The organism is Streptococcus varani (assembly GCF_001375655.1).
Taxonomy (GTDB): Bacteria; Bacillota; Bacilli; order Lactobacillales; family Streptococcaceae; genus Streptococcus; species Streptococcus varani.
Window position 1 is genome coordinate 109,658 of record NZ_CTEN01000004.1, and the last position, 23,362, is coordinate 133,019.

Genomic DNA, 23,362 nt, shown 5'->3' on the forward strand with positions numbered 1-23,362 from the left:
CTGAGACAGAACACCTCAGACTACTTTGCTTTGTATTTAATTAGTCCAAGCCAATCTCAGCACGAACGACATCAGCAATGGTATCTACATAATAATCCACTTCTTGGTCAGTTGGAGCTTCTGCCATTACACGCAAGAGTGGTTCCGTACCAGATGCTCTGACAAGAATCCGTCCATTCCCAGCCATTTCAGCTTCCATCTTCTCGATGATAGCTGCGATTGCAGGTACTTCCATGGCCTTATCTTTCATGGCATTTTCAACACGGATATTGACCAATTTTTGAGGATAGATAGTTACCTCGGCAGCCAATTCTGACAAGTTCTTGCCCGTTTCTTTCATGATCTTAGTTAACTGTACAGCAGTCAACTGACCATCACCTGTTGTATTGTAATCCATGAGAATGAGATGACCTGATTGCTCACCACCTAGGTTGAACCCTGACTTGCGCATTTCTTCTACCACATAGCGGTCTCCAACTGCAGTGACAGCCTTATTGATGCCTTCACGATCCAAAGCCTTATGGAATCCTAAGTTGGACATAACAGTTGTAACAATAGTATTTTGAGCCAACAGACCTCTATCGGACAAGTATTTACCGATGATGTACATAATACGGTCTCCATCGACCAACTCACCATTTTCATCAACTGCAATCAAGCGGTCACTATCTCCATCAAAAGCTAACCCAATTTGACTACCAGTTTCTTTCACTAATTCTTGCAGACCTTCTGGATGGGTTGAACCAACACCATCATTGATATTCAGACCATCTGGACTTTCTGCCATGACAGCCAATTGGGCATCTAAATCAGCAAAAATTTGACGAGCTGATGCTGCAGCAGCCCCATTTGCTGTATCAAGAGCAACTTTCATACCATCTAAGGAATGTCCTGTTGACACTAGATACTCTTGGTATTTCCGAATGCCTTCAGGATAATCCATAACATCACCAAGACCTTGGGCAGATGGACGAGGAAGTGTGTCCTCACTTGCATCTAGAAGTGCTTCAATTTCGGCTTCGACAGCATCATCCAATTTGAAGCCATCATTTCCGAAAAACTTAATCCCATTGTCCTGAGCTGGATTATGGCTAGCCGAAATCATGACACCAGCACTAGCCTTTTCCGTACGAACCAAATGAGCCACTCCAGGTGTTGCAAGTACACCCAGTTTATAAACATGGATACCTACTGACAAGAGACCCGCGACTAAGGCTGATTCTAACATTTGTCCAGAGATACGTGTGTCGCGAGCTACGAAAACGCTAGGAGTTTCCGTCTCGTGTTGGCTTAAGACATAGCCACCAAAGCGACCTAACTTAAAGGCCAATTCCGGTGTCAATTCTAGATTGGCCTCACCACGAACACCATCTGTACCAAAGTATTTTCCCATTTTTCTAATCCTTTTATTCCTTATTCTTAGTAATTGTTGCTTGAATGCTTGTCACTTCCTGTGAGAAAACGACTGGCAAAATTTGGCCCTGAGCATCTACCGCTTGCAGAGTTGCTGTACCCGTGTAATTTTGAGATAAATCAGCTACATCTGTAACGACCGCTTCAACTCGATCAACCCGAGAAAGAGTTTCCTCATCACTTGTTACTTTAACGTTTGTCGTACCGACCGTAACTTTAGAAACTGAGTACCCAAGGGCCAATTGGTTGTCATAAATATGTCCTTCGACAGTAAAGTTCTTACTAGCACGCTTGCCAATTTTAACAGACAAATTGACTGGCGTCAAGTTAGCATTCACACCTGTTGGAAGATCTAAAACTTGCAACTTAACCATGTGAGTCCCCACTTCGAAATCTCTCAAATCAGCCTTGATTTGAAAACTTCGAGTTTCTTTATCGGTCTCTCTTTGTAAAATCAGACGGTTGGAACCAATCAAATCTACCGTTACGGTTGAAGCAAAGCCTGAGATGAAATATTTTTCACTATCATATTCTATAGTGATTGGAACATTATTAATGGTATGCGTGTAGGTTTCTCTCGGCTGAGATTGGCCTGTATTTATAGAATTTTTATAGTTGGTTGTTGTTGCATAAAAGAAAAGAGTAAAAGCAATTAAAATCGAAGCTGCCAGTTGGCCAATCATCTTAAATTTATCATTCATTATCTTTGACCTCCTAACCGTTTCCACCAAGAAGCTGGTCTTGTGTGTTCAGAAATCAAATGAGAACGAAGACTGACTTCAAATTCTTCAAGACTTAAATCATGACGAAAATTACCATTTACTGCAATCGAGATGCTTCCAGTTTCTTCCGAAACAACGAAAACCAGAGCATCCGAAACCTCTGACAATCCTATTGCAGCCCGATGCCGTGTCCCAAATTCTTTAGAAATACCAGCGCTATCAGATAGTGGTAAGTAAGCAGATGCTACTGCAACTTTGTTTTCTTTAATTATAACTGCGCCGTCATGAAGAGGAGTATTGGGAATGAAGATATTGATCAACAATTCCCCAGATACATCGGCGTTCAAGGAAATACCAGTTGCTCGGTATTCATGTAAAGTTCTGGCCCGTTCGATGGCCACTAGGGCACCAATTTTACGTGGACCCATATACTTGACAGATTTAATTAAAGATTGAATAAGCGCTTCTTCGGAACTCAAAGCTGGCCCAGAGAAAATTTGAGTGGTTCTCCCCATCTTTTCTAACATAGCACGAAATTCAGGAGCAAAAATCACAACTCCTGCAATTACAGCATAGGACATGATTTGGTTGATCAACCAAGAAATGGTTTGGAGTCCCAGTAAGCTGGCAGCAATTTGAGCCAGAACGAAGAGAAAGACTCCCTTAATTAAGGTCATAATCTTTGTTCCCGCTAGGGACTTACTCAAGTTATAGGTAATATAAATGACTAAGGTAATATCAATCAGATGGACAATAGCTGTCCATGGACTTGCAAGCAAGCTAGACCAATATTGCGGATCAAGTAGTTGATTTAAATTTAACATAGATTCCTCATACAATTATTGTTCTTACACAGTATCAACCTATTATACCATACTTCCTATATTTTTTTCTTCTCCTAGGCAACTTCTATAATAGAAAAAGCCTTTCCTTTGTGATACAATACTTCTATGAAAATAAACACAGCATTGGGTATTCTTGCAGGTAAATCTGCCCACTTTTTTCTTAGTAAAATGGGACGCGGAAGCACGCTGCCCGGAAAAATTGCCCTTCAATTTGATAAAAAGATTTTAGATCAGTTAGCAAGAAATTATGAGATTATCGTGGTAACAGGAACCAACGGGAAAACCTTGACTACTGCCCTGATTGTTGGTATTCTTCAAGAAGCTTTTGGCCAAGTTACTACCAACACCAGCGGTGCTAACATGATTACCGGTATTACAACTACTTTCCTTTCTTCCAAGAAAAATAAAAAAGGAAGAAAATTTGCTGTTTTGGAAATCGATGAAGCTAGTTTGACTCGTGTAACAGAATATGTTAAACCAAGTCTCATTGTTTTTACCAATATCTTCCGAGATCAGATGGACCGCTATGGAGAAATTTATACTACTTATCAAATGATCCTGGATGGTGCTGCAAAGGCTCCTGAAGCTACTATCTTAGCCAATGGCGATAGTCCACTCTTCAATTCAACAAAGACTATCAATCCCATCAAATATTACGGTTTTGCAACTGAAGAAGGTCAGCCCCAGTTAGCCCACTACAACACGGAAGGTATTCTCTGCCCCGACTGCCATCACATCTTGCGTTACAAGATGAACACCTATGCAAACCTAGGCTCTTATGTCTGTCTCAATTGTGATTTCAATCGTCCTCAACTGGATTATGCTTTGACGCAATTGACCAGTATCAGTCACAAAGATTCTAGCTTTGTTATCGATGGTCAAGATTATAAAATCAATATCGGGGGACTCTACAATATTTACAACGCCTTAGCTGCGGTTAGTGTAGCAGAATTTTTTGGTATTGACCCTCAGATTATAAAAGCAGGTTTTGACAAGAGCAAGGCAGTCTTTGGTCGTCAGGAAACCTTTAAAATTGGGGATAAAGACTGTACTTTGGTCTTGATTAAAAATCCAGTCGGTGCCACTCAAGCTATCGAAATGATGAAATTAGCTCCGTTTGACTTCTCCCTCTCCGTCCTCCTCAATGCCAACTATGCAGATGGGATTGATACCAGCTGGATTTGGGATGCGGATTTCGAGCAGATTCATCACATGGATATCACTCAAATCTTTGCTGGTGGTGTGCGTGCCTCTGAAATAGCACGCCGTCTGCGTGTAACTGGCTTTGACGAAGAAAATATAGAGCAAGTCGATAGCCTAGATAGTCTCATGCAAGCTATTGAAAAACAAGAGAGTCAACAGGCTTACATCCTCGCAACCTATACTGCTATGCTAGAGTTGCGTGACCTCCTTGCCCAAAGAAATGCTGTCGGAAAGGAGATGAAATAATGGTTTATACATCTCTAAAAAGTCCTGAGAAAGACTACTCCTACGATCTCAACATCGCTCATCTCTATGGAGATTTGATGAACACTTATGGTGACAATGGCAATATTCTCATGCTTAAGTATGTGGCTGAGAAATGCGGTGCCAAGGTTCAAGTCGACATTGTTTCCATGGAAGATAACTTTGATCCAGATTTTTATGATATTGCCTTCTTTGGTGGTGGTCAAGATTTTGAACAAGCTATTTTATCAAAAGATCTTCCCTCTAAAAAGGAAAGTCTAGCTGATTTCATTGAAAATGATGGTGTTTTTCTAGCTATCTGTGGTGGCTTTCAACTCTTGGGTCAATACTACATCGAAGCAGGTGGCCGAAAGATTGACGGCCTAGGTATTTTAGGACACTATACCCTCAATCAGTCCAATAACCGCTACATTGGCGATATCAAAATTCACAACCAGGAATTTGGTGAAACTTACTATGGTTTTGAAAATCATCAAGGTCGCACTTTCCTAGCGGAAAACCAAAAACCACTTGGTCAAGTGGTCTACGGAAATGGAAACAATAAAGAAGATGGCGTTGAAGGCATGCATTATAAAAATACCTTTGCTAGCTACTTCCACGGTCCGATCCTATCACGCAATACCAATTTAGCCTACCGTTTAGTGACAACTGCCTTACGTAAAAAATATGGACAGGACATTGCCATGCCAACCTATGACGCCATTCTCAGTAAAGAAAAACCTGAAGAATATGCGGATGTTAAGAGCAAAGCTATTTTAGAAGAAGAATAAAAAGAACTAGGGCAACTAGTTCTTTTTGATTGGCAAAATCGTTTGGATTTTTTGTAGACCATCTTTGAAGCGTTGGCTGTTAGCCGCTTTTTTTTCTTCTTCTGCTTTTTGCAAGATGCCACTAGCTTCTTTAGTGGCTGCATCCAGATAAACCAATTTAACAACGGCCCCTTTTTTGACAGCATTCAAGGGCAAGTGTGGATTGGGAGACATGGAAATAACTTGATCAACAGTTCTATTAGCATATTGGGAACGAGGTTTGACTGGAAATGTGGTGACCAAGTAGCCAAGTTCCTCAAGGACTTGACGAGCTTGCAAAAGCGGTAAACCTGTCACATCTGGCAAAGCCATTTCTTTCTTGCTTTCTGCAATGACCCAGTCATCCACATAGTAGACTTTGACAAGAGTTCCTGGTGGAACTTTGCCAGAGCGAGGCATCATGGCAACCACTTCTCCAGCATTGGCTTTGACATATTTTTTATGCGGTTTGGCTAAGAGCAAGATAACCTGTAAACCTAATTTTTCTAAATGTTGCTTGGCTTGTGATGCCTCCACATCCATTAAGTTAGGAATCGCAACCAAACTTTTTTTATAACTATGCTGCCTTTCCAAATGTTTATCAACAATAGGGGCCGCCTTGTCTGTTATTTTTCCAACAATCTCCACCGTATCAGGAATAACTCCTAAAAAAAGATTCGCTGCACCAAAGAGTTTCCCCATTTTCCCAGAGGATTTTTTGATGGCATTTTTACTTGATTTTTTAGGCATAAGAACCTCCTTTTCTTCATTATATACCAAAACTTTTCAGTAAACAATAAAAAGAAGCTCCTCAGCTTCCTTTTACTCCAGTTCTTGACTCAGCTCTTCCCATTCTTGCATGAGTTGGTCTTGCTCCTGAGTGATCTTATCCAGTTCAGCTTGCAATTCAAGCAACTCTACAGCATCGTTGGTCTCTTCCATGGCCTCAGCAATTTCAGCTTCTCTAGCTTCAATAATGTCAAGCCTGTCCTCGATTTGTTGGATGCGGCGAGTGATTTTGCGGATTTCTTTCTGATTTTCTTTCTGCTTTTGGTAATCACTAGCGTCCCATTCAGAAGCGGAGGTATCTGACAAGATTGCTTGATCTTGTTTTGCTTCTTGCAACTCTTCCAGCTCGGCCTTTTTCTCTAAGTAATAATCATAATCACCTAGGTATAGGGTAGAACCTGTTTCTGAAATTTCTAAAACCTTTGTTGCCACTCGGTTGATAAAATAGCGGTCATGACTGACAAAGAGCAAGGTTCCATCAAAGTCGATAAGGGCATTTTCCAGAACTTCCTTGCTATCGATATCCAAGTGGTTGGTCGGCTCATCCAGTATCAGAAAATTATCGTGTTGCATGGACAGTTTTGCTAGAAGTAAACGTGCTTTTTCACCACCGGAAAGCATAGCAACAGACTTTTTGACATCATCTCCTGAGAAGAGGAAGGCTCCCAGTCGATTGCGGATTTCAACTTCAGGCGTAGTCGGAAAGGCATTCCAAAGTTCATCTAGAACACTATTTGTCCGAGTCAGATTGGACTGAGTTTGATCGTAGTAACCCGGCTCCACATTAGCACCGTAAATGGAAGAACCCTTGATGAAAGGAAGTAGGCCAACAACTGATTTGAGGAAGGTTGTCTTCCCTATTCCATTGGGTCCGACAATGGCAATCGCATCAAATTTTTTCACATCTAAAGAAATCGGCTCAGATAAGACTTCCCCATCGTAACCAATAGCCGCATCTGATACCGTCAAAACCACATTGCCCGAAACTTTCTCTGCTTGAAAAGTCATGTTAGCTGATTTATTTCCAGCTTGAGGTTTATCTAGTCGCTCCATTTTTTCCAACTGCTTACGCCGGGCTTGAGCCCGCTTGGTAGTCGATGCCCTGACAATATTGCGTTGAACAAAGTCTTCTAACTTGGCAATTTCCTTCTGCTGCTTTTCGAAGTTCTTTTCTTCAGTAGCTAACTTCTCAACCTTGAGGTCCATGAACTTAGAGTAATTGCCTACATAGCGATCCAAAGAATGCGTGGTCAAATCAAGGGTGACCGTCGCCACCTTGTCCAAGAAATAGCGGTCATGGCTGACGATAATGAGTGCCCCTTGGTAGTTGACCAAGTAATTTTCTAACCAGGCGATGGTTTCAATATCTAGGTGGTTAGTTGGTTCGTCTAAGACTAGTAATTCGGGTTTTTCCAAGAGCATTTTGGCTAAGGCTAAGCGCGTATTTTGCCCACCTGACAATTCAGCAATCTTCATGTCCCACATGGACTGATCAAACTGAAAACCATTGAGGATAGCCTTGATATCCGACTCGTAGGTGAAACCGCCACGCGCACGAAAATCTTCCGATTGACGGTCGTAATCCGCCATCAGTTTGTCAAAATCATCCCCAGTCAAATCTGCCATCTGCAACTCCATCGTCCGCAGATTTTTTTCTGTGGTCCGTAAATCATCGAAGACATGCAGCATCTCATCAAAAATGGTTCTTTCTGATTGAAAGCGAGAATCCTGAGCCAGATAGGACAAGGTCAAGTCGCGTTTGGTATTGACTTGACCTGATGTAGGTGCTTCTTCGCCGACTAAAATTTTTAAAAGAGTGGATTTACCGGCACCATTTCGCCCTACTAGAGCAATGCGATCCCTTTCATCCACCTGAATAGTAATATTATCAAAGAGCACATCCCCTGAAAAAGAGCGCTCAATCTTATTTCCACTAAGTATAATCATGTTTCTATTGTAACAAAAAAGCAGAGAAAATTCCCTACTTCCGCATAAAATAATGACTTAAGTCAAACGTTCTTCTTCCTCATAGTCAATCGGTAATTTCTTCAAGAAAACTTGCAATTGTTGTTCCCAATAATACCAATCGTGTGTGCCATGGCTGACCGTGCTTTCTAGGTTCAAGCCCATATCTTCTAGTGCCTTGACTGCTTTTTGATTGCTACCAAAGAGGAAATCTTCCTTCCCACACCAAGTATAGAACTGGGATTTTTTATCGTGTTCTTTGGCAAACGTCGTCATGATATGTTTCTTCAGGTTCTCTCTTGTCAAGTCACCAAAAATACCTTGCCAATAAGCTGGTTTCTTATCAACATTCTTCTCCAATTCATCCAAGTCCATACCAATCCCCAGAGCCCCTGAAAAGGCTCCAACATAGGCATACTCATTTGTAGAGAGGCCGATTTTAAAGGCTCCATAACCTCCCATAGAAAGCCCTGCTATGAAAGTCTTCTCTCTTTTTCGACTCATATTTGGGAAAAAACGCTGCATAACCTTAGGTAATTCTTTGGCAATAGCGTCGTAGTAATTAAGGCCATAAGTCGTATTGGTATACCAAGCTAAATCCGTATTGGGCATGATAACAATGAGGTTGGTATGACGGATTAAGCGCTCAATAGCTGTTCGTTTCCGCCAAGAATTTTCATTGCCATTCATCCCATGTAGGAGGTAAAGAACCGGAATATCTGTACAATCTACTAAGTCAGGCGCTACGTCCGCTGCATCTGGGTAAATCACGCTGACATGACGAGCCATATCTAAACTTTCAGAAAAATATTCTATTTCAAAGGTTGCCATATGATGCCTTTCTCCTCTTCTATTTTAGAAAAGAGCTAGTTTCCTAGCTCACTAACTGATCTCTATCTTACTTCCATGATAACAGGAAGGATGGCTGGGCGACGTTTGGTTTGTTCAAAGAGGTACTTGGACAAATCATCGCGAACTGCACTCTTGAGTTCTCCCCAATCAAAGCTATCCTTGGTAAAGTATTTCTCCACACTGGCATTGACCAAATCAGCCGATTCTCTTAAGATATCCTTGCTCTTTTTAACATAGATAAAGCCACGCGTATTGACCTTAGCCTTGGAGATAATTTTCTTTTCCTTGCGACTAACCGTAATAGCAACGATAAAGATACCATCTTCAGATAGAATCTTACGGTCGCGTAGGACAATATTACCCACATCACCGATGGCATTTCCATCAATCATGACATCCCCAGCTGAGACGGCACCATTATGGACAAATTCGCCATCTTCATACGCCATGACATCCCCACGTTTCACAATAAGAATGTTTTCTGGGAAAAATCCGATTTCTAGGGCTGCTTTAGCATGAGCATCAAGTTGACGGTATTCTCCTTGGATCGGGAAGAGATATTTTGGTTTAAGAATATTAAGCATGAGTTGCAAATCACGCGCATTGGCATGTCCAGAAACTCTCAAATCCTTAGCAATGGTTTTGACAACTCCGCCCGCTTGGTAGATCATGTTTTCTACCTTAGCAACGACCGCTTCCTTAGAAACCGTTGGTGTTGTCACGATGTAGACCAAATCACCATCCTTGATTTCAACATAACGATGACGGCCGATAGACATCTTACGCAAACCATTGAGAGGCTCACCCATGCGGCCAGTCTCCAGAATAATTAACTCATTATCTTGGTACTTGTTCATTTCCTTAGGCTTGATGAGAATGTGCTCGCTTGCCAAACGTAATTTCTTCAAAGAAATCGCTGTGCGAACAATATTTTCCACATCATGACCTGTTAGAACAACCCGACGACCGGTCGCATCAGCAGCATCAAAAATTTGTTGGATACGAATGATATTGCTGGCTACAGCTGCCACAATCACACGACCATCCCAATCCGCAATGGTATTGAGGATCTCTTCTGATTCTTGGTGCATGCTTGCCACCTGAATCTGGCTATCCGCATTTGCAGAATCAGATAAGAGTGCCAAGACACCTTCTTGGCCCAATTCTGCCAAACGGCTAAAATCAGATTTGTAATAAGGGGCTGCCGCTTGATCAAACTTGAAATCGCCTGTGTAGACGATATTGCCCTCGTCTGTTTTGACAACAATTCCCAAACTTTCAGGAATCGAGTGGGTTGTCTTAAAGAAAGAAATAACTGCATCCCCAAAATCAATTTCTGTTCTGGCATTGATAATATGAAAGTCCTTAAACTTCTTAGTAGCTCCATAATTTTTGACCACCAACTTGGCCAATTCAATGGTTAAATGTGAACCAAATACCGGTACTTTTACCTTCTCCAACAGATAAGGAAGGGCTCCAATAGCATCCGCATGTCCATGTGTCAAGAAGACACCTGCAACCCGGTCTTTATTTTCCACTAAATAATCAAAATTTGGAACGATCACGTCCACACCCAACTGTTCATTTTCTGGATATTTTAAGCCAACATCCAGAACAAAAATACTGTCATTAACCTCAGCGATATAGAGATTTTTACCATTCTCTCTGACACCGCCTAAGGCCATGATTTTAATATCACTCATGATATAAATCCTCTTTATTATTTATTTTCATACAAACGGTCCTTGCGTCCCAAAAGATGATTTAAGTGAAAAGAAGGGTCGACATGGTAATCTCAAAAATGTTTCAGCGGTCTTCTTTGTTGATGTAAGAGACAGCCTCCTAGAAATGACACGAGGAAACTTCCTTTAAGACTATCTCTCCAAGAACATCACTAGATTAAGCTAAAAAATTAAATTGTATACCAGTTTACCGATCCATTCCATTACATCCATCGATGTGGGTTGGCAAGTCGAATTACTGTTTTATACTCTTTGACAATCAACAATAGATGGCTAAAGTTCCTTACCTACTACTAGATAGGTCTGCGTCACTTTGTTTCATCTATTGTTGATTTTCTCTGAGTATTACAGGTTGCCCTGTATATCAGAGATATTATATCATTTTTTCCAAAAGAATGCGAAAATGAAGGGGCTGGGTAAAAAGTCTTAAAATAGAAAATGGCCTAGAATTACGTCATCAGAAACGTTTACTCTATGCCATTTTAGTTGTTTTTATTTTGATAGGAAGTTTTAAATTAAGTTGTTACCTAGGCTTAAGCTTATTCGAAAAACTGATAGTAATCAGCGATTTCCATTTTAGATTTTTCATCATGGTTGACGTCCTTGACAATTTTTCCGTCCTTCATAACAATGAGGCGATTACCATGTTTTAGGGCATCTTCCATATGATGGGTAATCATAAGGGCTGTTAAAGAATCTCCTGTGACAAATTCATCCGTCAATCTCATCAGCGACAGGCTAGTCTTAGGATCCAATGCAGCCGTATGCTCATCCAAGAGCAAGAGCTCTGGCCGTTTGAGCGTTGCCATGAGCAAGCTAAGTGCCTGACGCTGGCCACCCGATAATAGACCCGTAGGCGTATCTAAATGCCTCTCCAACCCATTTCCTATCTTGGTCAATAGTTGAGAAAATTCCTCTTTATGGGCAAGAATTTTTCTTGGAGAAAACCGTCTTTTCTCACCACGATATTTCGCAATAAGAAGATTTTCTGCTACAGTCATGCGAGGCGCCGTTCCCATTTTCGGATCTTGGAAGACGCGGGACAGGTATTTCGCACGTTTTTCTGCTGGTAGATTGGTCACATCCTCACCAAGGATTGAAATCGAACCTGAAGTCAACATGAGTGTTCCTGCAATCACATTGAAGAGGGTTGATTTACCAGCACCATTTCCACCGAGAATGGTCAAAAAATCATGCTCGTAAATCTCCAAATTAACCTCATCTAAGATTGTTTTTATTTCATCAAAGCCATTATTGACTTGGACGGAGGCATTTTTTAATTCAACAATTTTTTTCATCGTGAAAGTGTCACCCCCTTGAAGAATTTCTTTTTCAAAACTGGCACCATAAGGCAAGTAGCCAATACAATAGCTGAGAAGAGTTTGAGGTAGTTGGTATTAAAACCAAGGGCAATGACCGCCGTAATGAGGAACTGATAGAAAATAGATCCGACTACGATAGCAATCAAACGCTCCAAAAGCGTTAAGCCAGTTGAGTAGAGTACCTCACCGATAATGATGGAGGCTAGTCCGATGACAATGACCCCAATCCCTTTTGATACATCCGCATAACCATCTTGTTGGCTGACAAGAGCTCCCGCTAGTGCGATGAGGCCATTGGAAACCACTAGACCCATCACTTCCATTCGGTCCGTATTGATCCCAAAACTCTTGGCCATATCTCGGTTATCCCCTGTTGCGATATAGGCTTGCCCCAACTTGGTGTAAAGAAAATAAATCAGAGCCCCAATGACACTGACAACTGCCAGAAGACCAACGAGGAGTAAATTCGTAACGGTTGAGAAAGGCAGTAAATCTTGAAGTCTTTGTGTATCTAATAAACCTAAGTTGGCACGTCCCATAATCATGAGCATGAGGGAGTTAGAAGATGTCATCACCAAAATACCGGCTAAAATAGTTGGGATTTTCCCCTTGGTATAGAGGAGTCCAGTAATCAGTCCTGCCAAACAACCAGACAAAGCGCCGCATAATGTGGCCAATAGGGGATGAACTCCCATATTCATCATGGTAACAGCAACTGCTCCTCCTAGAGGAAAGGAGCCTTCTGTTGTCATATCTGGAAAATTAAGAATTCGGAAGGTTAGGTAGATTCCCAAACCGAGAATCCCCCACAAGAGCCCTTGTGATATGGATGAGATAATCATATTTTTCTATCTTTCTATTCATCAGCCTTGACAGCTACATCTGCTTCTTCTAATAGGCTGTCAGGAATCGTAATCCCTAGTTCTTTGGCCGCTTTCAAATTAAGTGTTGGTTTGCCTGTATCGACAATATTAACTGGAACTTCCGACACTTTTTTACCTGCTAGGATTTTAAGAGCGACTTTTGCTGTTTCGAGACCTAACCCATATTGGCTTTGGGCAACGGAAGCAATCGATCCTTGTTTGACCATAGTATCAACACTTGAATAAACAGGAAGTTTTGCAGTATTGGTTGCTGATACTACTGTTGGGAAAGCTGATGCGATTGTATTATCCTGTGGTACAAAAACTGCATCCACTTTTCCTGTCATGACAGACATGGTCGTTGTGATTTCATTTGTCGATGGAACCGCGTACTCAAAAACTGTCAAACCAGCTTTTTCAGCAAAATCAGTAAATTCCTTGACTTGTGATACAGAATTGTCTTCGCTGCTGGCATAGAGGACACCGATTGTTTTTGCAGTTGGTGTAATGGTTCTAATCAAGTCAACCGTTTGAGCAAGCGGGATATGGTTAGAGACACCTGTCACATTTCCTTCCGGTTGTTCTAAGTTTTTCACCAATTTTGCACCGACTGGGTCTGAAATAGCACCCATTACGACTGGGATATCGCTTGTCGCGGATGCCAATCCTTGAGCTGCTGGTGTCGCAATCCCAATAAGAATATCGTTACCATCATTGACCAATTTTTTACTCATGGTTTGAATCTTACTCTGATCCGCCTCTGCATTGAGAACTGTTAACTCTACATTGCTCCCTTCGTAACCTGCATCTGCCAAACCATCTTCAATCCCTTTTTCTATTTCATCCAAGGCATCATGGGTGACAAATTGTAGGATACCAATTTTCACAACTTCTTTTTCACCAGTACTTGTCTTCTCTTCGCGGTTAGTAACGAAGAGGACTCCAATAACCAAAAGAGCAAGAGCGATAAGTGTTCCGATTAAACTTTTATTTTTCATAACATTTCTCCTAATATTTACTTTGTTTAAAGAATAGAATCAAGAGCCAACTAAAAAGAAAAAGCGCCCAGTAAGGTAAGATATCCTACTACGCGCCCCTATTAGATAGATGAAGACTAGCGCATAGATACTTTTTAGAAGTACTCCAAAAGTCGTATCTATGCACAAACATAAACACAACTTTACCTACGCCAGTTTTGCCAATTTGTAAGTGGTTGAGTGTATGCCATCTTCATTTCCTCCTTGTTTTATTTTCTTTATTATACATGATTTTTCAGAAATTGCAAGAAATTTTTAAAATTTTCTCACAATTTATCTTTTTTCCATTACTGATTTTTTATTAATGAAGGTTTTTTCATTGCTAAAACTTCACTATTTAAGCAATCGTAGACCGTTAAGAATGACTAAGATAGTGGAGGTTTCATGGAAGATAACCCCCTTTGTCAAATCCAGAAAGCCAAACATATTCAACGTAATCAAAACAATAATGACGGCAATCGAGAAGAAAAGATTTTGCCAGATAATTCGATTGAGTTTTTGGCTATGCATGTAAACCTGAAAAAGTTTGGCAAAGTTATTTTGTACCATGACCAAATCAGCTGACTCCATAGCAATGGCTGAACCTGATCCCATAGCGATACCAACATGAGCATTGGCAAGGGCTGGAGCATCATTGATCCCATCTCCAATCATGGCAACTTGCTTGCCGGCAGTCTGGCTCATTTGGACATCCTGAATTTTGTCTTGCGGTAGGCAATTGGCACGGTAATCCGTCACTCCTACTTCTTTTGCAATCCTTTCTGCTACTGCTTCATTATCCCCAGTCAACATCACTACCTCAACACCCGCTTTTTGGAAATCATGGACAGCTTGTGCAGATTCTGGACGAACTTGGTCGGCTAAGGTCAGATAACCAATTACGGTATCATCCTCAGCTACAATCACTGTCGTTTGTCCTTTGGTCAAACCATGAGCATAGGCATATGGATCCTTATAATCAGCAAAAGCAGCTGGCTTACCAACTCGAATATTGTCACAAATTAAACCCATACCAGATTCTTCTTCAACGACCAAATTAGCTGGTACTTGTGATAAATCCACAGTCGAGAAATGTTTGACAATGGCTTGGGCAATGGGATGATGAGATCCTTGTTCCATAGCAATGACTATTGGTAAGAGACGGTCAGGTAAGTAGAAATCTAGAACTTCAAAGTTACCATAGGTCAAGGTTCCAGTTTTATCGGAGTAAATTAAATTAATAGAGGCCAAGTTTTCCAAAGCCGTACCACCTTTGATCAGAACGCCAATTCGAGCACCTTTACTGATAGCACTAAGGGTAGCAGGTGTCACAGAAGCAACCAAAGCACAAGGGCTAGCAACTGTCAGCAAAACCATTCCACGATAAAAGGCTTGATGAAATCCTAAACCTTGCAGATAATAGAGAGCAGCAATAAATAGAGGGACCGCCAAGAAAACTCCGATGACATAGAAGCGTTCAAAACGGTCGATAGCAGCTCCAATTTTTGATGGTTGAGTTTGAGCTTGTTCCACCATGCGGATGATATTTGAAAAAACTGTCTCATCACTGGTCTTGCTTACTTTGAGAGTAACGGCTCCACCTTCATTGAGGGTACCTGCAAAAACCTCAGCTCCCATTTTCTTCTCAACTGGGACAGCTTCTCCCGTCAAAGCCATTTCATTGACGGTTGTCGGATTCAGTGCTTGACTATCAATTGGAATCTGGTTTCCTTTTGCTACTAAAATAGTATCTCCCACCTTGAGTTGGCTGGTTGCTACTTCTACTGTTTGCCCATCAGCTTTTAGGAGTTGAGCGGTATCTGGAACTTGTGACATAAGACTAGAAATAGCCTTGGTCGATTTTTCTGTCGCATAGGCTTCCAAAACCTCAGCGGTCGCAAAGATAAAGAGCAGAATAGCTCCTTCACTTTCCTCCTGAATGACCATGGCACCAAGAGCAGCCAATATCATCAGCAAGTCCACATTGGGGGATTTGTTTTCAAGCGTTTCACGAATCGCTTTTTTGGTAGCATAGTAGCCTAAGAAGAAAATAGCCAAATAAAGGAATATTCTTCCCACGAGTGGTGATTGAGATTGCGTAACCATCCCTATCAGGAGGGAAATAGTTCCTAAAATAACAAATTGTGCCGTCCGTTGGGTTTTAATATAATGAAACATAAAGATATCCTCCATAATTATAATTCTGAACTATTTTTATCTGAAAAACGAAAATTGATAGCTGGTTGAGTTATTGGCAAAACCAACTATAGTCAATTGAAAAAGGTTTGTAGGAGAAATAGATCAGCGACATCACTTTATGTTGATATATAAAAAAGTGTATACCTATGGACAGTAATTGTACTGTCTCACAGGCACGCACTCTAACATCTAGACATTGTGGTCTGCTGTCTCCACGCTTGGAGACCCGGCTGCATAAATCTCACGATTTACCGCTTGTTCTTATTCAATTAAACTTATTTTCTAACTTCATTTTAGCACTTTTACTGAAGTTGTGCAAGCGTTTTTTTTAAAACTTTTTCTTAGCACACGAAAGGCCTGATACTGAAAGAAAGTCAAAAATAGATGAGACAAAGCAACGTAGGCAGGCCTAATGAGCAACAAAGAGCTTTACCAAAATATCCTTTTGTTTTTCAAAGAGTATTAGTGTTCGTTTGGATCATTGCGGGCGTCATCATGAGTGGGATGAAGAGTTCCAAAAACATGGTCTGGTCCCCCATAGATGGTATAAAGTTTCAATGGTTCATCACCAGTATTGGTAACATTATGCCAAGTATCAGCAGGAACAAAGATAGCATGATCAGCAGAAACTTCCACTTCAAAGTTTAAATTATCTTCACTTGGTCCCATTTGGCAAAGGCCTTTTCCTGATTCAATACGTAAGAACTGCTCAATGCCATGGTGCGTTTCCAAGCCGATATCATCACCAGGCTCGATAGACATCACTGTCAATTGAATTTTATCTCCAGTCCATAGTGTTGTCCGATAATTACTATTTTCAAGGGTCACACCCTCCATATCGATTACCAAAGGTTCTTTACCTTTATCACTAGTATCAAAAGTCATTGTCTTATCCTCCTTTAAATTTCTTATCTTAATTATAATCATTCTAATAAAATGCGTCAAGAATTTTCTATTAGCAACAAGCTGGTCCTAACAAAATCCCTTACTCCAAATACTTTAGCTTGCCACTACTTATGGTATAATAGAAAAACTAATAGAAACTGAGGAAAAAACATGTCCTTCGATGGATTTTTTTTACACCATATAACGGCTGAATTACAGGAAAAATTTCTGGGAGGCCGGATCCAAAAAATCAACCAACCCTTTGAACAGGAATTAGTTCTGAACATCCGAAGCCAAGGTCAGAGCCAAAAACTCTTGATTTCTGCTCATTCGGTATTTGGACGCATTCAGCTTACCCAGACAGAATTTACCAATCCAAAAACGCCCAATACCTTTACCATGATTCTCCGAAAATATTTGCAAGGTGCCAAAATTGAATCACTGAAACAAATAGAGAATGACCGGATTTTGGAAATTGCCGTATCCAACAAAGATGAGATTGGGGATCAGATCCAAGCTACTCTCGTCGTTGAAATCATGGGAAAACATAGCAATATTATTTTGGTTGATAAAAGTGAAAATAGGATTATTGAAGCCATCAAACATGTCGGTTTTTCACAAAATTCTTATCGGACAATCTTGCCCGGTTCAACCTACATCTATCCACCTCAGTCAGAGGCTAGAAATCCCTTTAGCATAAAGGAAGAAAAACTCTTCGAACTATTGAACACTGAAGAGTTAAGTCCTAAAAATTTGCAGATCCTCTTTCAAGGATTGGGGAGAGACACAGCAACCGAACTTTCTTCACAATTGGGTTCGGACAAACTCAAGCATTTTCAAAGATTTTTTAAACAAGCCTGTCAAGCATCTTTGACAGAAAAATCTTTTTCTGCCGTGGCGTTTTCTGATAGTTCTAGAAGTTTTGATAGTCTTTCTGAACTTTTGGACTATTACTATCAAGATAAGGCTGAACGGGACCGCGTTGCGCAACAAGCCAATGAATTGATCAAACGTGTTTCCGGCGAATTGGAGAAAAATCGGAAAAAATTGGTCAAACAAGAAGAGGAACGAGTAGCTACTGAGAATGCGGAAGACTTTCGTCAAAAAGGAGAGTTGCTGACGACCTATCTCCATCAAGTGCCCAATAATCTCCCAAGTGTCACCTTGGACAATTACTATACTGGCCAAACGATCGATATCAGCTTAGATGTGACGGTCACTCCTAGCCAAAATGCGCAACGTTATTTTAAGAAGTACCAGAAACTAAAGGAAGCTGTCAAACATTTGACGAATTTGCTAGAAGAAACAAAAGCGACTATTCATTATTTGGAAAGCGTTGAAACTCTGCTTAACCAAGCAAGTCTAGCGGAAATTGATGAGATTCGTGAGGAGCTGATTGAGACAGGATATTTGAAACGCCGCCATCGTGAAAAGATAGCCAAGCGTCAAAAACCAGAAGCTTACCAGGCTAGAGATGGTAAAACAATCATTTTAGTTGGAAAAAATAATCTGCAAAATGATCAACTGTCCTTTAAGATAGCTAAAAAAGGTGAACTATGGTTCCATGCCAAGGACATTCCGGGCAGCCATGTGATCATTACGGATAATTTGGATCCATCCGACGAAGTCAAAACGGACGCCGCTGAACTAGCTGCCTACTTCTCCAAATCTCGCCACTCAAATCTGGTTCCAGTCGACATGATTGAAGCCAAGAAACTCCACAAACCGACAGGTGGGAAACCAGGCTTTGTTACCTATAGGGGACAAAAAACACTACGGGTCACACCGAGCGAAGAAAAAATAAAATCCATGAAAATCTAATTCATGGATTTTTTTATTACTTGTTAGTATTTAAAGACTTCTTGACACCAATCAAGCCATTTTTCCTAGTAGTCTTTTCCCGATAAGATACGCTCTGCTAAGTCAACTACGGTCCAAATATCTCTTTCTTCCGCTGTCTTGACACAAAATAGATATGCCTCCCAATCTAACTCATCTTCATCCCATATAACTGGGAGTTCTTGCCAACCTAATACATATGCTAAATAAGCTCTCGTATGTCCATCCGTAAAAAATATTCGGTTCCCTATTTTCTTTATCGGAACTGGAGGAAATATTTCTACATTTGCCATTTCCATCCACTCCTTCAGCAATTTTATTTTCTTTTCAGACAAAAACAATTGACTAAGTTGAATATCAAGTATATTCATTTTCATGCTATTCTGCCTTATCAATATCTTCTCTTACTTCTTTGGCATTGAATTTGGCAAAGAGGTAAGAGAAGATATTGAACTGGAAAGCGTTGATCTAATTGATCGACCGCTCCCACTTCTACCGTTCCTTGTGTGATGACATAGTCTAGGACATGGCCACCGAAACGATGATCATCTGAAATAAAGTGGAGATGGTAGCCGGCTACACTGACACCGTGGAAAATTTCAGGTGTCCAAAAACCAAGGATGGTCCCAGTAATATTTTCTCTCGTAAACTCCGGTTGATGGCTAGCGACATCCGCAAACTTTCGATCCGAGCTTGATTTTGGTATCATACGGACATGCATTTGAGCAAAGTGCCCATGAATCTTAATGGAACGAAAAAGATTTTCTCCGTCATAATACGATTCAATTCTAGCCTGCAATTCCTTATGGGTCATCTCAAAGCGTTGTTTAAAGATGACTTCAGCCTGATGAAAGATGACAGCTGCATAGGGAACCTTGACATCTGAACTGACTTCGATCACTTCTGGTTCTTTGCCAGATCCCTTAGCTTGGTAAGCTTTTCCATCCAGAATGATCAATTCACCATCGATGGCGTCTAGGGTTCCAATTCCCAAATCACCATGCTGCAGTAATTCGCCAATGGTCAGAGAACCCTCATATAGACCGGCCATCAGAGCTCCCAGAGTATTGTATTGAAATAATTTATTTGCTTCCATATTCCTAATCTTCTTGATTGTAAAATTCTTGCATAGCAATATCATCTGGTACCAAATGTAGATAGCGATGAGCCCATTCTCTAGCCTCAGAAATGGATCCTTCCTGCTTCAATGCCTGGACATAATCAGCCAGAAACTCTGGATTATCAGCTAGTTCAACTTTCAACTCATCAAACAAGTCCAGGGCCTTCTCATCCTCCTCCAGAGCTTGATAGGCCTTAGCAATATTCCAGCGGGCTAAGACATTATCTAGGTCGTCCGATGCAAGAGCCACAACAGCATCAAAACGTTCTTGTTCCAGATATAGATTGGTCAAGCGCAGAATGATTTCATCCATATCATCTGCATCTTCTTTGGCCTTGAGGAGATAGTCTTCGGCAGCTTGATTGTCGTGATTTTCATAGGCATACTGGGAAGCTAAGAGCAAGAGAACGGAATCAAATTCATTCTTAACAAGGCCTTTCTCAACCATAGCGAGGGCCTCATCTAGTTTATGCTCAGCATGAAGCGATTGGGCATAGGCATATTCATAGCCTTCAAAATCAGGATTGATGGTATCCAACTGTTTGAAGTAAAGATTGGCCTTTTGACATTCTTCTTGATCATACAAGAGCGTTGCCAATTCATAAACAGTCTGGTCATCATACTCCAGCTCCACCGCTTTTTCCAAGAACTCAATAGCAACTTCAAATTTTCCTAGACTAGCATAGGCAAGTCCAATACGCTGATAAGTTGATACACCAACCATATCATAGATTTCACGATTGTCCAACTGTACATATCCCTGAATAGCTTCCTTGAAATTGCCTAATTCCATATCTAACTCAGCCAAACCAAAGGTTAAAATAGGGTCCTCAGCCAAACTGGTCGCTTCCAGCAGTTTTTCACGAGCCACATCTGCTAAACCTTCTGACTGATAAAGATCTGCCTTTACTAACAAGGCTTCAACATAATAGGGACTGCTCTTAGAAATATTCTCCAGATAAGCAAAGGCTTCTTCAATGGCTCCATCCTCGTTAGCAATCTGAGCCAAATTCAGATAAAGTTCTGGAAAATCTTCTACCAGTTGAAGATAGATTTCTTTTGCCTGCGGGTAAAAACCAATCGATTCTAGATAAGTGCCTAAATCATAGAGAGTTTCCTCATCATCCTCAAGCAAGGCCTCCTCAAAATAAGCCTGAGCGGCTTCCAAATCTTGTTGCTCTAGAGTATAGAGCATTTTTTCACTCTTATTCACTTACTACCTCAGTTTTATCATTATTTGTCAAATTACTTTCTTCATAAAGACCACTATACTGCTTATACCACTCAAAAATCGCCTTTACAACCACCTTGATAGAGGCATAAATCGGAATTCCCAAAAGCACGCCTAGAACTCCATACATTTGGCCAGATGTTAGGAGTATAAAAAGTATAGTGATAGGATGGATATTGAGCGAACTGCCGATGATGAGTGGAGTAACAAATCGTCCTTCAATGGTTTGTTCAACCATAAAGACAATCAATACCTTAACCAACATAAGGGGACCAGCCACTAAACCCAAGATTACAGCAGGAATCATAGCTAAGAACGAACCTAAATAAGGGATCAAGTTTAAAAATCCTGCTAAAATTCCAAGAGTAACCGGATAAGAAAGCCCAATAATAGAGAAGAAAATGGAGAACATAAGGGCAACTATAATGGCTACTGTCACTTGACCTCGTACATAATTGGATAGTTGATTATTCATATCCGTCAAAACTGTTCCGACGGGTTGGCGCCAGCTTGTTGGCAGGTTCTTGGTAATATGACCTTTCAAATCTTTCCCATCTCTCAACAAATAAAAGAGGATAAAGGGCATAATCAGTACCGCAACTAAAATTTGAGAAGCTGTTGAAATAAAACCACTTGCCCAACCAACCGCGCTAGAAGAGAGATTCTGAGCAAAGGAAATAGCTTGCTCATTTAAGCGTTCCATCACATCGATGACTGCTGGACGAAATTGAGCAAAACGATCGTCCTCCAATAAAGTCGTTACTTGCTCTTCAATATTTTGAATATAATTTGGAACATTTCTGGCAAAGGAAACAATCTGCTCTTGTATGTTAGGAATAGCAACTGCTAGTCCCCATACCAAGAGAAAGACGATAAAAACAAAAACGATAGAAATAGCAATTGTTCGAGATACTTTGAGTCTTTCTAACCAATTGACGATTGGATTTAACAAATAATAGAGCAGACCTGTCAATATCATAGGCAGTAGAACAACCCCTAGAAAACTAACAATCGGTTTAACCACATACCCCACCTTGGTAAATAAGAATAGGTTGACCAAAACCAATAGAATCACCAATAAAAAAGCAACAGCCTGATTATTTATAAACCAATTATAGAACCAAGAATTGAAAAACTTGTGCCTTCTCTCTTGCATAGGAAACCTCACTCAACATTTTCTTCTATTGTATCATTTTCTTGTCTATTTGCGTGATTTTTTACAGGAAAGCCCTTACTAAAAATGATAACTTTTACACATTTTATGGTATAATGGACAAAATATAAAAAAGAGGTAAACTCCATGAAAATTTACTTTGGTACTTATACGAAACGCAAATCAGAAGGAATCTATTCCGCAGACTTTGATGATCAAACAGGCAAACTCAGCAATTTAGAAGTTCTTGTAAAAGAAAACAATCCTACTTATTTGGCTTTTGCTCAGGATGGTTCACTCTATGCTGTTGGGGCAACTGAAGCAGGTGGTGGTATTGCAGCCTATAGTGCTAAGGGGAAACTCCTCAACCATGTTGTGGAAGAAGGTGCTCCACTTTGTTATGTGTCGGTTGATGAAGAGCGCGGACTCGTCTACGGGGCAAACTACCATAAGGGACAAGTACTTGTATATAAACGGCAAGCAGATGGAAGTCTTGCTTTAGCTGACAAAGTAAGTCATGTTGGTACTGGTCCTCATGAAAATCAAACTTCTGCCCACGCTCACTATGCAGATCTAACACCGGATAAGTATCTGGTATCTTGTGATTTAGGCTGTGATAAGGTATTTTCTTACAAGGTAGATGTTGATGGTCAATTGGAGCCACTTTCTGTATACCAATCCGCAGCAGGTGCCGGCCCTCGTCACTTGGCTTTTCATCCAACAGCTAAAATCGCCTACCTCATGTGCGAACTAAACTCTACTGTCGAAGTTTTAATCTATGATGGTTTGGGACAATTTGAGCTTATGCAAACTATCTCTACCTTGCCAAATGACCATACTGGCTTTAATGGTACTGCTGCTATCCGTGTCTCAAGTGATGGTAAATTCCTTTACACTTCTAATCGTGGACATGATTCCATTGCAGTCTTTAAAATCTTAGGTGATGCCAGTCTTGAATTAGTTGAAATTGTATCCAGTCTGGGAAATACACCACGTGACTTCATCCTTTCACCGGATAACGAATTCCTCATAGTTGCTCACCAGGATTCTGATAATATTTCTGTTTTTGCCCGTGAAAGTGAAAGTGGCAAGTTAAGAGCAGTGAATCAGGACTTCCAAGTACCAGAAGCAGTATGCGTCCTCTTTTAAGC

The 23,362-nt window shown here is 40.7% G+C and carries 19 protein-coding genes and 1 pseudogene; 4 read left to right on the forward strand and 16 right to left on the reverse strand.

What is annotated here, in order from left to right; all coding sequences use genetic code 11:
* Nucleotides 1-40: 40 nt before the first annotated feature.
* Genes glmM through cdaA form a run of 3 tightly spaced genes read right to left on the reverse strand, consistent with a single transcriptional unit; the run spans nucleotide 41 to nucleotide 2,959 of the window.
* Nucleotides 41-1,393, reverse strand: a complete 1,353-nt coding sequence (gene glmM, locus BN1356_RS09150) for a phosphoglucosamine mutase (protein ID WP_093651089.1) — start codon at nucleotides 1,391-1,393, stop codon at nucleotides 41-43.
* A 13-nt stretch (nucleotides 1,394-1,406) separates the two neighbouring features.
* A complete protein-coding gene (locus tag BN1356_RS09155; RefSeq protein ID WP_093651090.1) occupies nucleotides 1,407-2,114 on the reverse strand; it encodes a CdaR family protein in 708 nt (235 codons plus the stop codon).
* On the reverse strand, nucleotides 2,114-2,959 hold the full coding sequence (cdaA, locus tag BN1356_RS09160; protein ID WP_093651091.1) for a diadenylate cyclase CdaA: 846 nt from the start codon (nucleotides 2,957-2,959) through the stop codon (nucleotides 2,114-2,116). Before cdaA ends, BN1356_RS09155 begins: the two co-directional genes overlap by 1 nt.
* Nucleotides 2,960-3,085: 126 nt before the next feature.
* On the opposite strand from cdaA, the gene murT reads away from it, so the two are divergent.
* Together murT and gatD are read left to right on the forward strand one after the other, a co-directional pair.
* Entirely contained in the window at nucleotides 3,086-4,429 is a 1,344-nt protein-coding gene (murT, locus tag BN1356_RS09165; protein WP_093651092.1) for a lipid II isoglutaminyl synthase subunit MurT, read from the forward strand.
* The gene (gene gatD / locus BN1356_RS09170; protein WP_093651093.1) at nucleotides 4,429-5,217 is read left to right on the forward strand and encodes a lipid II isoglutaminyl synthase subunit GatD; all 789 of its coding nucleotides are present in this window, start codon (nucleotides 4,429-4,431) and stop codon (nucleotides 5,215-5,217) included. The genes murT and gatD overlap by 1 nt, the downstream gene beginning before the upstream one ends.
* A gap of 15 nt (nucleotides 5,218-5,232) precedes the next feature.
* Here the strand turns inward: gatD and BN1356_RS09175 are convergent, their stop codons facing one another.
* From BN1356_RS09175 to BN1356_RS09215, 9 genes are all read right to left on the reverse strand, one after another.
* Complete coding sequence (locus tag BN1356_RS09175; protein WP_093651094.1) at nucleotides 5,233-5,985, reverse strand: PASTA domain-containing protein; 753 nt, start codon at nucleotides 5,983-5,985, stop codon at nucleotides 5,233-5,235.
* 72 nt (nucleotides 5,986-6,057) lie between these two features.
* Nucleotides 6,058-7,971: an ABC transporter ATP-binding protein gene (locus BN1356_RS09180; protein ID WP_093651095.1), complete on the reverse strand. Its 1,914-nt coding sequence runs from the start codon at nucleotides 7,969-7,971 to the stop codon at nucleotides 6,058-6,060.
* Nucleotides 7,972-8,028: 57 nt separating this feature from the next.
* The gene (locus tag BN1356_RS09185; RefSeq protein ID WP_093651096.1) at nucleotides 8,029-8,820 is read right to left on the reverse strand and encodes an alpha/beta hydrolase; all 792 of its coding nucleotides are present in this window, start codon (nucleotides 8,818-8,820) and stop codon (nucleotides 8,029-8,031) included.
* Between the two features lie 62 nt (nucleotides 8,821-8,882).
* Entirely contained in the window at nucleotides 8,883-10,544 is a 1,662-nt protein-coding gene (locus BN1356_RS09190; RefSeq protein WP_093651097.1) for a ribonuclease J, read from the reverse strand.
* 578 nt (nucleotides 10,545-11,122) lie between these two features.
* Nucleotides 11,123-11,881 (reverse strand): ABC transporter ATP-binding protein, encoded by a 759-nt coding sequence (locus BN1356_RS09195; RefSeq protein WP_093651098.1) that lies wholly within the window; start codon nucleotides 11,879-11,881, stop codon nucleotides 11,123-11,125.
* Nucleotides 11,878-12,747 carry an ABC transporter permease gene (locus BN1356_RS09200; RefSeq protein WP_093651099.1) on the reverse strand — a complete coding sequence of 290 codons (870 nt, stop codon included), beginning with the start codon at nucleotides 12,745-12,747 and terminating at the stop codon, nucleotides 11,878-11,880. Before BN1356_RS09200 ends, BN1356_RS09195 begins: the two co-directional genes overlap by 4 nt.
* A gap of 14 nt (nucleotides 12,748-12,761) precedes the next feature.
* Nucleotides 12,762-13,766, reverse strand: a complete 1,005-nt coding sequence (trpX, locus tag BN1356_RS09205) for a tryptophan ABC transporter substrate-binding protein (protein WP_093651100.1) — start codon at nucleotides 13,764-13,766, stop codon at nucleotides 12,762-12,764.
* Nucleotides 13,767-14,138: 372 nt separating this feature from the next.
* Nucleotides 14,139-15,962 carry a heavy metal translocating P-type ATPase gene (locus tag BN1356_RS09210; protein WP_093651101.1) on the reverse strand — a complete coding sequence of 608 codons (1,824 nt, stop codon included), beginning with the start codon at nucleotides 15,960-15,962 and terminating at the stop codon, nucleotides 14,139-14,141.
* A 483-nt stretch (nucleotides 15,963-16,445) separates the two neighbouring features.
* A complete protein-coding gene (locus BN1356_RS09215) occupies nucleotides 16,446-16,868 on the reverse strand; it encodes a cupin domain-containing protein (protein ID WP_093651102.1) in 423 nt (140 codons plus the stop codon).
* Nucleotides 16,869-17,039: 171 nt separating this feature from the next.
* On the opposite strand from BN1356_RS09215, the gene BN1356_RS09220 reads away from it, so the two are divergent.
* Nucleotides 17,040-18,689, forward strand: a complete 1,650-nt coding sequence (locus tag BN1356_RS09220; protein ID WP_093651103.1) for an Rqc2 family fibronectin-binding protein — start codon at nucleotides 17,040-17,042, stop codon at nucleotides 18,687-18,689.
* 65 nt (nucleotides 18,690-18,754) lie between these two features.
* Here the strand turns inward: BN1356_RS09220 and BN1356_RS09225 are convergent, their stop codons facing one another.
* From BN1356_RS09225 to BN1356_RS09240, 4 genes and pseudogenes are all read right to left on the reverse strand, one after another.
* Nucleotides 18,755-19,084, reverse strand: a complete 330-nt coding sequence (locus tag BN1356_RS09225) for a hypothetical protein (protein ID WP_093651104.1) — start codon at nucleotides 19,082-19,084, stop codon at nucleotides 18,755-18,757.
* A gap of 1 nt (nucleotide 19,085) precedes the next feature.
* Nucleotides 19,086-19,803 (reverse strand): annotated as a pseudogene (gene budA / locus BN1356_RS09230) (acetolactate decarboxylase).
* A gap of 4 nt (nucleotides 19,804-19,807) precedes the next feature.
* Nucleotides 19,808-21,040, reverse strand: a complete 1,233-nt coding sequence (locus tag BN1356_RS09235) for a tetratricopeptide repeat protein (protein ID WP_093651105.1) — start codon at nucleotides 21,038-21,040, stop codon at nucleotides 19,808-19,810.
* On the reverse strand, nucleotides 21,033-22,214 hold the full coding sequence (locus BN1356_RS09240) for an AI-2E family transporter (RefSeq protein WP_093651106.1): 1,182 nt from the start codon (nucleotides 22,212-22,214) through the stop codon (nucleotides 21,033-21,035). Before BN1356_RS09240 ends, BN1356_RS09235 begins: the two co-directional genes overlap by 8 nt.
* Before the next feature lie 144 nt (nucleotides 22,215-22,358).
* Between BN1356_RS09240 and BN1356_RS09245 the strand changes: the two genes are divergently transcribed.
* Complete coding sequence (locus tag BN1356_RS09245) at nucleotides 22,359-23,360, forward strand: lactonase family protein (RefSeq protein WP_093651107.1); 1,002 nt, start codon at nucleotides 22,359-22,361, stop codon at nucleotides 23,358-23,360.
* Nucleotides 23,361-23,362 lie beyond the last annotated feature (2 nt).